Source organism: Bacteroidota bacterium, assembly GCA_016722565.1.
Classification (GTDB): Bacteria; Bacteroidota; Bacteroidia; order 2-12-FULL-35-15; family 2-12-FULL-35-15; genus 2-12-FULL-35-15.
On the sequence record JADKIU010000002.1, the window covers coordinates 130,234 to 143,447 of the forward strand.

8 protein-coding genes are annotated in these 13,214 nt (G+C 38.6%); 4 read left to right on the forward strand and 4 right to left on the reverse strand.

Features of this window, described 5'->3' with window-relative positions:
* Positions 1–6 precede the first annotated feature (6 nt).
* From IPP64_05925 to IPP64_05940, 4 genes are all read left to right on the forward strand, one after another.
* A complete protein-coding gene (locus IPP64_05925; GenBank protein ID MBL0328948.1) occupies positions 7–1,890 on the forward strand; it encodes a hypothetical protein in 1,884 nt (627 codons plus the stop codon).
* Positions 1,890–3,422, forward strand: a complete 1,533-nt coding sequence (locus IPP64_05930; protein ID MBL0328949.1) for an ABC transporter permease — start codon at positions 1,890–1,892, stop codon at positions 3,420–3,422. The genes IPP64_05925 and IPP64_05930 overlap by 1 nt, the downstream gene beginning before the upstream one ends.
* A complete protein-coding gene (locus IPP64_05935; protein MBL0328950.1) occupies positions 3,422–4,708 on the forward strand; it encodes an ABC transporter permease subunit in 1,287 nt (428 codons plus the stop codon). Before IPP64_05930 ends, IPP64_05935 begins: the two co-directional genes overlap by 1 nt.
* Before the next feature lie 123 nt (positions 4,709–4,831).
* The gene (locus IPP64_05940) at positions 4,832–6,199 is read left to right on the forward strand and encodes a peptidoglycan synthetase (GenBank protein MBL0328951.1); all 1,368 of its coding nucleotides are present in this window, start codon (positions 4,832–4,834) and stop codon (positions 6,197–6,199) included.
* A gap of 193 nt (positions 6,200–6,392) precedes the next feature.
* On the opposite strand, the gene IPP64_05945 is transcribed toward IPP64_05940, so the two are convergent.
* The 4 genes from IPP64_05945 to IPP64_05960 all read right to left on the reverse strand — a co-directional run bounded on the left by IPP64_05945 (position 6,393) and on the right by IPP64_05960 (position 13,184).
* The gene (locus IPP64_05945) at positions 6,393–6,905 is read right to left on the reverse strand and encodes a DUF4199 domain-containing protein (protein ID MBL0328952.1); all 513 of its coding nucleotides are present in this window, start codon (positions 6,903–6,905) and stop codon (positions 6,393–6,395) included.
* A 43-nt stretch (positions 6,906–6,948) separates the two neighbouring features.
* Positions 6,949–8,583 carry a transcription termination factor Rho gene (gene rho / locus IPP64_05950; protein ID MBL0328953.1) on the reverse strand — a complete coding sequence of 545 codons (1,635 nt, stop codon included), beginning with the start codon at positions 8,581–8,583 and terminating at the stop codon, positions 6,949–6,951.
* Positions 8,584–8,761: 178 nt separating this feature from the next.
* Entirely contained in the window at positions 8,762–9,259 is a 498-nt protein-coding gene (locus IPP64_05955; GenBank protein MBL0328954.1) for a metallophosphoesterase family protein, read from the reverse strand.
* A gap of 73 nt (positions 9,260–9,332) precedes the next feature.
* On the reverse strand, positions 9,333–13,184 hold the full coding sequence (locus IPP64_05960; GenBank protein ID MBL0328955.1) for a gliding motility-associated C-terminal domain-containing protein: 3,852 nt from the start codon (positions 13,182–13,184) through the stop codon (positions 9,333–9,335).
* Between the last annotated feature and the right edge of the window lie 30 nt (positions 13,185–13,214).

The following is a 13,214-nucleotide window of genomic DNA, read 5'->3' on the forward strand; positions in this document are numbered from 1 at the left end:
CTTGATATGTCAACAAATAATAGGATACTATTCTTATTAATCAGCTCCCTTTTTCTTCTGTTTACCGCCTGTGGTGGCGATAAAACTTCTGAAAACACCGATACGAATGGGGATGATAAAAGCATCTCCGCTCATCAAACGCAATACATAAAAATTGAAGATGCAACCACCTTTTTGCCCTCTTGGTCAAAAGAAAATACCCTCGTTTACAATGTTGTAGGTGAACCCGATGAAATGCATCCAACCAATGGAATTATGGTATATCGTGGCGAAATCATGGGTTATACGCAAGTCTATATCATTGGAACCGATTTTCAAACCCTTACTTTACGCCCTATTGCGGTAAAGGACATGCCTGTTGTTTCTGAAAACGGAAAAGAATATACCTATGAAGTGCGTGACGATATCAAATTTGACGATGGAAGTACACTTTCGGTAGAGGATATCATTTATACCTTTAAAGCTAATAAATGCCCGTTAACAAACAACCCTAGCGCGAAGTCATATTTAGAGAATATGGTCGAAATTGTTGCTGACAAAACGAATCTTAAAATGTTTAAAGTAATCATGAAGGAGAAATATATCCAGAATATCAGCTTTTTAGCCGAATTTCCGATTATGCAACGTACCTTTTTTGATCCTAAAAACGTGTTAGCGAACTATACATTTGCTCAATTTAATGATAAAACATTCAAAGCGGATGCTCATAAAGACCTTGTTGCTTGGGCAACCGAGTTTAACGATGCAAAGTACAGCCGTGATCCTAAATATACAGTAGGAGCCGGTGCTTATCGAATGGAAAAATGGGAGCCTGGACAAAGTATCACCTTGGTGAAAAAAGAAAATCACTGGACCAAAGGAATGGATAAAATGTATTATGCCTCTTATCCGGATAAGATTATTTTTAAATTGAATAAAGAGCCGAATTCTCAAATGCTTGAGTTTAAAGCACAAACATTGGATGCATCAACATCACTTTCGAATAAAACGTTGATGGAGCTCCAAACGGATAGCACCTTTAATAAAAATTACAACTCACGCTTTACCGATACCTATAACTATGGCTACGTAGCTATGAATATGAAACCGGATGGTGTTAAACATAAAAAATTATTTGTCGATAAAAAGGTGAGAAGAGCCATGGCTTTGTTAACGCCTTTGGATGACATGAATCGCATCAGTAATAAAAATAAAAACAAGCGAATTGTTGGACCGGTTTCCTTTTTAAAACCACAATACAATTCCGATTTAAAATTGATTCCTTTTGATATTGAAGCTGCAAAAAAACTGTTGGATGAAGCTGGTTGGAAAGATACAGATGGTGATCAGATTCGTGATAAAATGATTGATGGCGAAAAAGTAAAAATGGAATTTACCTTGAGTTATTTTACAACTTCCGTTGAATGGAAAGATGCAGCTAAAATGATTTCTGAGCAAATGTATAAAGCAGGAGTTGTTGCGAATCTCAACCCTCTAGATCCTTCTGTGATGGTAGAGCAAGCCGCTAGCCATAATTTTGATATGTTCATTGCTTCTTGGGCAGGGAATGTGTTTCCGGAAGATTATACGCAGATTTGGCATACCTCTGCCTGGACAAACAATGGATCGAATTTTACAGGTTTCGGAAATGCTGAAACGGATGCATTGATTGATTCTATAAAATATACACTTGATCCAACAAAATCAATTCCGATGATGAAACGTTTTCAGGAAATTGTGTATGATGAACAGCCCTACATTTTTATGTTTGCAGGACTTAGAAGAAACATTATTCACAAACGTTTTGGCAATCAGGAGATGTATTTTGAACGCCCCGGTGTTTGGTTGAGTAATTTGCGTTTATTGTCCGGAGCGGGTTCTGCTATGAAAATGTCGGCAACTCCAAATTAATGGAATTACGAAATCGAAGAGTAAACAGAACTATATTTTCTTTTGATACCGATATGTTTCAATACATTGTAAAACGTATTTTTATTTTTATTCCCACGCTTGTTGCTATTACACTTTTAGGGTTCATCATCAGTGTAAATGCTCCTGGCGATGCGGTTGAGCGGATGGTTCAGTCTGTGAGTGCTGGTGGAGATATGGGAGCTCAATCAGTAAGTATCATCGAACAAAAAAAAGGATGGCGCGCCAAACTTGGTTTGGATCTTCCCGTATTTTATTTCTCATTAACCTCTCTTTCACGCCCCGATACACTTTACCGAATCATTGATAAAAATGAAAAAGAAGCGTTGGATCGTTTGATTTCCATTTATGGTAACTGGGAAGAGATTCAAAACTACCATCGTTCCTTAAACACATTTTACCTTTCTCAAATTTCGTTTGTTCCCGACAGCAATCAACTAAAACAATACGATAAAAATAAGGTACTTGAAACATTGAATCAGTTGAAGTCGGAAGCCACTGCTTTAAAAAACACTCATGAAAAAACTCTAATAGAGGTAAAGCTGAATAAAATTAAAACATTGCTTGCTGCTTACCCTTTCTTAGAATCCTTCAAACCGCGATTCGAAAAAGTAAAACACGATTTTTCTTTGCTTGAAAGCAATGCAAGTGTTTGGAAAAACTATATTCCTCGTATTGCTTTTTATGGGACTAAAAATCAATACCACCGCTGGCTATTCGGTGATGGAGGAAAGTTTTCGAAAGGATTACTGCTGCACGGTGATTTTGGAACATCCTATGTTACTCGTCAACCCATTTCAGATGTAATTTATTCTAAAATAGGGTGGTCCTTGTTTTTTTCTATGTTATCTGTTGTTTTAGCCTATTTAGTGAGTATTCCGATTGGAGTAAGAGCCGCTTCAAAACGTGGTTCTCGGTTTGATAAAACATCGTCTATTGTTTTGTTTTTGCTCTATTCAATGCCATCCTTTTGGTTGGCAACATTGCTGTTGATGACCTTTGCAAATACAGATGTGCTTTCATGGTTGCCGGCATCCGGAGTTAAACCTGCTTTGGGATATCCTGACGGAGCTTCTTTTTGGGAGATGGTGAAAATCTCTTTTCCCTACATTATTCTTCCTGCGATTTGTTACACCTATAGTTCTTTTGCATTTTTATCTCGCACGATGCGTGTCTCGATGCTAGAAGTGGTCAGTCAGGATTATATTCGAACAGCTCGTGCAAAAGGCCTGTCGGAGAATAAAGTAATTTGGAAACATGGGTTTCGAAATGCATTGCTTCCCATTATTACTGTTTTTGCGAATGTTTTTCCTGCAGCTATCGGAGGCTCTGTAATAATTGAAAGTATTTTTACAATTCCAGGCATGGGCTCCGAAGCAATTTATGCCATCTACAACAATAATTATCCAATGATTATTGCCATTCTTACCATCACCGGTTTTTTAACGTTGGTGGGCTATTTGATTTCTGATATTTTGTATGCGCTTGTTGATCCACGAATTTCTTATAAATGATGGAAGAGCAAGAAATAAATATCACAATTTCAGATTCCAGTCACTTCGAGCGAAGTCGAGAAGTTAATTTTAAGAAATTTGCTTGGCGACAATTCAAAAAAAATAAACCTGCTTATTATTCGTACAAAATTTTAATTTTTCTAGCAATCGTTGCATTGCTTTCGCCCATCATCGCCACAGATCAGCCACTATATTGTAATTATAAAGGGGTGACAATGTTTCCAGCATTTTCATTTTCTAATTCTTGTGAGATAAATCCCATTGCGTACGCTCCCGATAAAACAGATTACGACAATGCTGATTATGTTTCCCCGAATGGAAAACAAATTTTTATTGACAAACAAGGCAATGAACTGCCGATGCCATTAAAATTTAAGCATTGGCTGGGGACAGGTAAGGCAGGCGAAGATGTGCTTTCGGGCTTGGTGAATGGAACTCGTATCTCTTTAAGCATCGGACTTATTTCCATGACGATTGCTTCCATTTTAGGGATATTCTTGGGTGCTATGGCTGGATATTATGGAGATAAAAAATTACAAACCACAAGAGGTTCTTTCTGGACAATGGTGATTGGAATTGTCTTTGCTTATTATTATGGGTTTTCAGTGCGTTCTTACAACATTACCGATGCGTTTGCAATTTCAGGCTTTGCCGTTCTTGTTCAACTATTGATTTCAATCTTTATTTTTTGCTTGGTTGCGTTTCTTTTTTATTTATTGGGCAAACAAATTGGGAAAATTTCTTTCTTAAGTACTCCTGTTTTTATTCCCGTGGATTCAATTGTTTCCAGAGCAATTGAAATTTTAATATCCATGCCGTTGTTGATTTTAATTATTTCAATTTCCGCCATCGCAAAAGAAAAATCAATGATTAATGTAATGGTGATTATTGGACTCACTACGTGGACAGGTATCGCAAGGTTAACGCGAGCTGAATTTCTTCGCATCAGCAATCTCGAATACATTCAAGCTGCAAAATCGATGGGGTTTAACGAATTTCGGATTATGTTCAAACATGCTTTACCCAACGCTTTGGCTCCAGCTTTGGTCGCCATAGCATTTGGAGTCGCATCGGCCATTTTAATTGAATCTTCTTTGTCTTTTTTAGGCGTGGGTGTTCCTCCAACAACTGTTACCTGGGGTTCATTGCTCAATGCAGGAAGAGAACAATTCAGCGCCTGGTGGTTGGTTGTCTTCCCCGGATTAGCCATTTTTCTGACCGTTACGATCTATAACCTTTTAGGTGAAGGATTGCGCGATGCCTTGGATCCGAGGTTGAAGAAGTAGCTGTTCAACATTTTTCTGTTTAAAACTTCCGGTTTAATATTTCTTACCAATCATTTCATTCGCTAAGTTTATTCCTAGTTAAAGTCGGCTTTCAACTTTAAATTTTAAACTTTAAACAAAACAATGAACGTACATTTAATTGCAATAGGCGGAAGTGCCATGCACAATATGGCTATTGCCATGCATAAAAAAGGTTTTAAAGTGACAGGTTCAGATGATGAGATTTTTGAACCTTCCAAAACTCGCCTCGCTAAACTAAATCTGCTACCTTCAAAAGAAGGTTGGGATGTTAATAATATTCATTCGGGCTTGGATGCCGAAATTCTGGGAATGCATGCTCGTATTGATAATCCCGAATTGATAAAAGCTCAGGAATTAGGATTGAAAATCTATTCCTATCCTGAATACATTTACGAACAAACAAAAGATAAGATCAGAGTGGTTGTCGGTGGAAGCCATGGCAAAACAACTATTACGGCCATGATTTTACATGTTTTGAATTTTCATAAGATTGATTGTGATTATCTGGTAGGAGCCCAACTCGAAGGATTTGATACAATGGTGAAGCTGACCAAAGAAGCAAAGATTGCCGTAATTGAAGGAGATGAATATTTATCCTCACCAATTGACAGACGTCCTAAGTTTCACTTATACAAACCAAATATTGCTATTTTAAGTGGGATTGCTTGGGATCACATCAATGTTTTTCCCACATTTGATTTTTATGTAGAACAGTTTCGAATTTTTGTGAATCAGATAGAGCAGGAGGGAAGCCTTGTCTATTGTGAATTAGACAATGAAGTAAAAGCGGTTTGTGAGCTTGCTCGTCCAGATATTAAGAAGTTTCCATATGCAGTTCCAAAGCATAAAATAGAAAACGGAATTACCATTTTAACTGTCCAACAACCAACAACCAACAACTATGAACTAAACATTTTTGGGGACCATAACTTAATGAACCTAAACGGTGCACGTTTAGTTTGTAACCAGTTGAATATATCAGACGAACAATTTTACGAAGCCATACAAAGTTTCAAAGGAGCTGCAAAACGTTTGGAATTGGTGAAAAGGAATGCTGTAACGGCCATGTACAAAGATTTTGCACATTCCCCTTCTAAATTGAAAGCAACTACACAAGCGGTAAAAAAACAATTTCCAAATCGTAAATTAATAGCGTGTATGGAATTGCATACGTTCAGCAGTTTAACAGAAGAGTTTTTAAAGGAATACAACGGTTCCATGGAGTTAGCAGACGAAGCGGTTGTGTATTTCAATCAACATACAATTGAACATAAAAAACTAAAACCTATATCTGAAGCACAAGTAAAAGACGCATTTGGAGGAAACAATATTCGGGTTATTACCAATACACAAGTGTTGCAAGAAGAACTCTTGAAAATGAATTTTGAGAACAAAAATTTATTAATGATGAGTTCCGGTAATTTTGATGGGATTGATTTTAAAGTATTAGGAGAAAAGGTGGTGAAGTAAGATTTTTACCTCAATAGTCTTTTGTAACGTAATGCCCTGCCCCGACATATGATCTGCAGATTGGTGAGACTGGTCACACAAGGAAGAGATTGCTTCGTGCCTCGCAATGAAATTCTGATTTTTAATACGCTTATAACGAAGCGTCATTGCGAACGAAGTGAAGCAATCTCGTTCAAGACGGAGTTGGATGCTATTAATTCTCGCTGTCAGAAATTGCCGGATTTTTTCTTCTGAAAATAGCGCTGGCTAATAGAGATGATATTAATCCAAAAAACAGTATCGGAGGAACGAGTTTAAAAGAGTTGAATGTGCTTCTTTCCTCAACTAAAAATTTATTCAATTCATCTCCGGTAAGAGTCTTTGCGAATTCAGATTTTTTAGCTTCACTTAAAAAAAAGTCGATGGTATCAGGAGTAATAAATTTAAAATAAAGGTAGTTGAAGATTCCAATAACCACTGCTAGCATTAAACTGTAGAGAACTCCTGCCTTAAGCCCTTCGCTGAATTCTAAAAAGCCTTGATTGCCTTTCTTTGTAAGAAAAATTGTTAAAAATATACCTGTAATTAATACGCCTAAGGTTACATAATTTCTGTAGATATACACTTCAACAGAATAAAATCCAAGAGATTTTGCAAATGCATACCATGCAATACAATTGATAAGCCCGGCTATAATTCCTAATTTAACGCTGATTCCAATTTTCATACTTAACAAGACAATGTTTCAGATTCTTAATTTGAAATTATTTTTATCCATTCATCGAAATCAAAAACTCTTCGTTTGTTTGAGTGTTCTTGATTCTATCTTTCATAAATTCCATTGCCTCTACCGGATTCATATCCGACAAATGTTTACGTAATATCCAAACACGTTGTTGTGTTTCTTTATCCACCAATAAATCATCTCTACGGGTGCTGGAAGCCACAATGTCGATAGCCGGATAGATACGTTTGTTTGCAATCTTACGATCCAATTGAATTTCGGAGTTACCGGTTCCTTTAAATTCTTCAAAGATAACTTCATCCATTTTAGAACCTGTTTCCGTTAATGCTGTCGCAATGATGGTTAATGAACCACCACCTTCAATTTTACGAGCAGCTCCGAAGAAACGTTTAGGTTTATGCAATGCATTTGCATCCACACCACCGGATAATACTTTTCCGGATGCTGGCTGTACTGTATTGTAAGCACGTGCTAAACGTGTAATCGAATCTAATAGAATACAAACGTCATGACCACATTCTACCATACGTTTTGCTTTTTCCAAAACAATGTTTGCAATCTTTACGTGGCGATCAGCTGGTTCATCAAATGTTGAAGCAATTACTTCTGCTTTTACACTTCGTGCCATATCGGTAACCTCTTCCGGACGTTCATCAATCAATAAAATGATTAAATACGTTTCCGGATGATTTGCTGCAATGGCATTGGCAATGTCTTTTAATAAAACGGTTTTACCGGTTTTCGGTTGTGCAACAATCAAAGCACGTTGCCCTTTACCGATAGGCGTTACTAAATCCACAATACGAGATGATAGATTTTGTTGCGGATGCCCAGTCAAGTTAAATTTCTCGTATGGGAATAATGGAGTCAAGTAATCAAAAGGAACTCGATCACGCACAAATGCAGGTTCGCGGCCGTTGATTTTTTCTACTTTGATTAATGGAAAATATTTTTCTCCTTCTTTTGGAGGACGAATGGTTCCTCTTACTGTATCACCGGTTTTTAAACCGAATAATTTGATTTGCGATTGAGAAACGTAAATATCATCCGGTGAATTTAAATAGTTGTAATCCGATGAACGCAAGAAACCATAACCATCGGGCATGATTTCCAAAACGCCTTCACTCGAAACAATTCCATCAAAATTATAAACATCAGATTGACGAGCATTGTTGTATTTGGATCGGTTTTGATTGTCTCTGTTATCCGTATTCCCGTTGGTGCTGTCGTGATTTGTTTGTTCTTGAGCAGATTGTTGCTCGTTTTGATTTTGGTTTTGATTGGTGACCGCTTCAGATGAATTTTCGTTAACAGTTTCTGTAACAATTGGAGGCGTATCGTTTGAAGTTGCAGTGCTATCATTTTTGTGAGAATTAAAATCTTCGTCATTAAAAATGGTTGCCGGCTCGTCTAGTTTTACTTTTGGAGTAGTGTCAGTATTTTCAGGTTTTATTTTTCTAGGGCGAAGTACACGTTCTTCGGATTTAGTATGTGAAGGTTTAGATTCAGGTGTTGTGCCGGGTGTGATGGCCTGCTGATCTAATATTTTATAAATCAACTCTTGTTTTTTTAAAGCTTCAAATTTTGGGATATTTAAGCTTTTTGCAATGTCTCTTAATTCTCCAACAAGTTTGTTGTTTAATTCAATAATGTCGTACATAGTTTGTTTGTTAGGTTAATACATCAATTCGAATGATTGATTGTTTAGGATAGAAGTATGAAATAAATGTGTTTATTCGATAAATTTTTTGATTGTCTTTGTTATGAGAATACATAACAGCGAAACGCACTACAATAATACGAAGAAATTTTAATATACAAGGGATAATAAATAAAATTTATGCCCTTTTTCCGAGCTCAACAACCTCTAAATCTTTAATTTTTTCGCCATCAATGGTGAATCGTACCATCGTTTTTACGGCATGGAATCCATGGTTTCCGGCCGCTCCTGGATTAATGTGAAGCAATTTATGTTTGTCGTCATACATTACTTTTAAAATATGTGAATGACCGCAAATGAATAATTGAGGCTGATGTTCTTTGATTTCGTTTAATGCTTCCATTGAGTATCGGTTAGGATATCCACCAATATGTGTCATAAAAACTTTAACTCGTTCACACATAAAAATCTGATTCAACGGATGCACTTTTCGCACATCTTGTCCGTCAATGTTTCCGTATACAGCTACCACGGGTTTTATTTTGGAGAGCTCATCGGTTACCGAAATTGTTCCAATATCACCCGCATGCCAAATCTGATCGCAGGAGTCGAAGTACTTAAAGATTTTTGGATCCAGGTAATTATGTGTATCTGATAATAGCGCTATTCGAAGCATCGTACAATATTAAATAAAAAATGTCCAGAGATGAAAAACTCTGGACATTTAAAATTTTAATTCAAACAAACAATTATTTCACAATCGTAACAGTACCAATGTATTTGTGTTTTTTACCAAGATTGTCTTTTACTTCAATATTGTAAACATACACATCTTGTTGGGCAATTTCGGTTTTGTTTTGAACTCGGCCATCCCAACCTTCATTCACAGAAGTAGAATTAAAAATCATATTGCCCCAACGATCGAAGATTCGCATTGTAAATTCGTCTATGTTTTGGCCTTTGGGAGCAAACACCGGATTCAAGCCATCACCGTTCGGTGTAAATCCACTAGGGATATAGAAGGTATATTCAGGCTCAATAAATAAACAATTGGTAATTGAATCGGCACAACCTCCTGCGCTTTGAACAATTAATGTTACACAATACATTCCCGAATCGGCATAGGTATGTGTTGGATTTGTTGCATTACTTGAATTTGGATAATATAAGTTTCCAGCATCACCAAAGTCCCATGACCAATTTACAGCATCAGAAGAAAGATCTGTAAAACTGATTACAGGATTTGCAGTATTTGTTGGTTGTGGTCCGAAAATAAATGCAGCAACCGGTTGTGGTGAAACATTAATCATATTGTTAATTGTGCTTGTTGCGGTACAACCTCCACTGGATGTTACCGTTAAAGTGATGTCATAAAGTCCTGAATTATAGCAAATAGGAGCAGGAGCCTGAAGTGTAGACACACTTCCATTATCAAAATCCCAACTCCAAGCAGCTGTTGTACCACCGGCTACCGTTGATGCGTCAGTAAAAGTTACACACAATGGTTCACATCCAGAAGTGATGTTTGCACTGAAAGCTACTACCGGAACAGGTAAAACCGTTACAGTTATTGTTCCTGTAGCTGGCAAAGTTGTACAGCCATCCGTTACCGTTATTGTATAGGTTGTTGTTGCAGCCGGAGAAACAGAAAACGTGCTCGCTGCTCCACTTCCTGGCATCCAGTTATAGGTATAACTTCCATCTCCACCTGCTGCAACAGCAGATAGTGTGGTGCTTGCACCCGGACAGATTGAAACGTTAGCTGAAGGCACAACTGATAATGCAGGGTTAACGGTTACCGTAACAGTTTGCGGACTTTGTGAAATACATCCTGCTGTATCTGTAGCAATTACGGTATAGGTTGTTGTAACAATTGGAGATACTGTATTGCTCGCTCCCGTAAACGCAGGTGCCATCCAGTTAAAGGTATACCCTCCCAGAGGATGTCCACCGGTTGCTGTTGCTGTTAGTGTAGTGCTTTGTCCGATACAAATGGTTACCGGAGCTATTGGGTTTATTAAAATAACGGGTGGTTGCGTAATGGTTGTACTTGCTGTAATAGTACATCCGCTTGCATCAGTGATGGTGCAAGTGTATGAGCCCGGACATAATCCTGTGATTCCCGGAGTTGTTTGTCCGCTATTCCATAAATAGGAATAAGGTGTTACTCCTAAACTTGCTGTAACAGTAGCTGTACCATCACATAATCCGTTGCATGTAACAACTGTTGACGCTATTGTTGCTGAAACACCTGGTGTGTTTGGAACCGTTAAGCAGATACTATCAAAACAGCCATTTGCATCTGTCACAGTAACGCAATATAATCCTGGGATTAAGTTAGATGCTGTAGCTGTAGTTTGACCATCTGACCATAAATAAGTATAACCACCAACTCCGCCTGCTGCCACAACAGTTGCCGAACCATCGGGCTGATTACAGTTTGAAGTTATTGTTGAACCGGTTAGTGTGAGTAATGTGGGTTCAATTACTTGTATTGTATCTTGAACGGTACAGCCAAATAAGTCGGTTACAATTACCGTATAGGTATTTGCACATAAACTACTAACAGAAGTTGTTGTGGCTCCTGTTGACCAATTATAAACGTATCCACCAAAACTACCTGCAGCAGAAACCGTTCCGGTTCCATCACATGCTCCGAAACAATTAGCTGGTGATCCGGATGCTGTAATTGTTAGAGGTGTTCCTACAGTGATGGTTACGACATCAGTTCCTGTACAACCTAAAGCATCTGATACAGTTACTGTATAAGTGGTGGTTGTTGCAGGTGTTACGTTTGGAGTGGCACTTGCAGAAAATCCAGGTGTTCCCGGTGCATCCCATGAATAGGTATATCCTGCTCCGGAAGGTGTTACTCCCAATGTATAATTCCCTCCTGCACAAATACTGTCATTTAATCCTGCGTTTACAACCAAACTTGGTGCAACTGTTACTGTAACAGTAGACATTGGACCTATACATCCCAATGTATTACTTTGAACATAATAAGAAGTTGTTGTTGTTAATGGAGGAGTAGTAAATGTTGCACCTGTACCGAGCAATGTTCCTGCTACAGGCGCATTGTACCACATGTATATCGCTCCGGAACCGCTTGCAGTTAATGTTGCTGTTAAGCCATTACAAATTGTAACATTAGCAACGGTTGGCGCAACGGGTGTAGGATTCACCACAATATTTACTGTTCCTGGCAAGCTAGTGCATCCGGCGGCAGAAGTAGCCGTTACAGAATATGTTCCTGTAGCGCCAACTGTAGCGGAAGCAATTGTTGGGTTTTGCAAGGTGGATGTGAATCCTCCTGGGCCAGTCCAACTCCAGGATGGGCCAGTTGAAGTGGTTGATAAGTTTAAAGCTGTTCCAGAACAAACCGGAGTTGTTCCAGCTGCTACCGGAGTTGCAGGAGTGGGATTAACCGTAACAGTTGTGGAGGAAGCAATTCCAAGGCAACCTGCTAATGTAGGAGTTACAGTATAAACACCCGAATTGGCTGGTGTAGCACCTCCTATTGTTGGATTTTGTAATGTTGAGGTAAAACCACCCGGTCCCGTCCATGCATAAGTAGCACCCGGAATAGCCGGAGTTGCTGTTAAATTTAAGGCTGTTCCTGCACAAATAGGACCGTTATTCCCCGCTGTAATGGTCGGTACAATTGTTTGAAGAACAACAACCGTGTCTGTGCTAGCCAAAGTAGCACCACAGCCGGAAGTTCCTGTAATTTGAGCATAATAAGATGTGCTCGGCTGTCCGGCAGGAGGTGTAACCGTTATTGGTGAGCCAGTTCCTACTAATGTATTGGAAGGCAATACATACCAGTTAATCGTGTACGTTGCCACTCCATTTGGAGTATAGCGCCATGCTTCGTTTGTTGCAGTCCATGCGGTACTGTTTCTTCCAGGAACGGTATACGCAATGGTTCCATGAGCGTTGTGTATTCCTTGCACAGCAGTCCCACCTGCCCAAGCTAAACAAGCCGGTTTTGTTGCAATGTGATTTTCAATAATATTTGTTGATTCATAAATAATGATTTGGAATCGGCCTAAGGTTGTGGTGCAAGAAAACATTGGGCAGTTATTCCATGACACAACCAATCTTCTGTTTGGTGCTGTTCCCAATGTTTGGTAGTTGATGTATGGTCCACCAGCAATTCCTGGATGCCAATCTTGCCAAGGTCCCATGATACAATTTTTTGGAACAGTCGCTGCAACAGAAGGGATCGGAGCGGATGTAAATGTTGTGGATGTAGGAGCAAAGGCAATCCAGCCATTTGACCCGATATAAAAATTGGTATAACTATTCCCGAAGAAGCAAAAGGTAAATCCTATTGGCAATATTCCACTTTGTGAGTCATCCGTTAGTGTTACAAAAGTGCCACCAGTATAAGGCCCCGGAGCATAACCGATGCTACTTACAGCATAACTTGTTGTAGGTAAGCTACCTGGACCACCAGGTGTTACCACCGCAGTTAGATTCGCGCTACCACCCGAACAAATGGTTTGTGTTTCCGGTGAAGCATCTACTATCTGAGCGAGAGAAACACTCGAAATTGCTAGGAGTGCTGCAGTCGATATGGATTTTATATAGTTCATTGTTTGGTGTAGTAAGTAAGTAAAAAACAA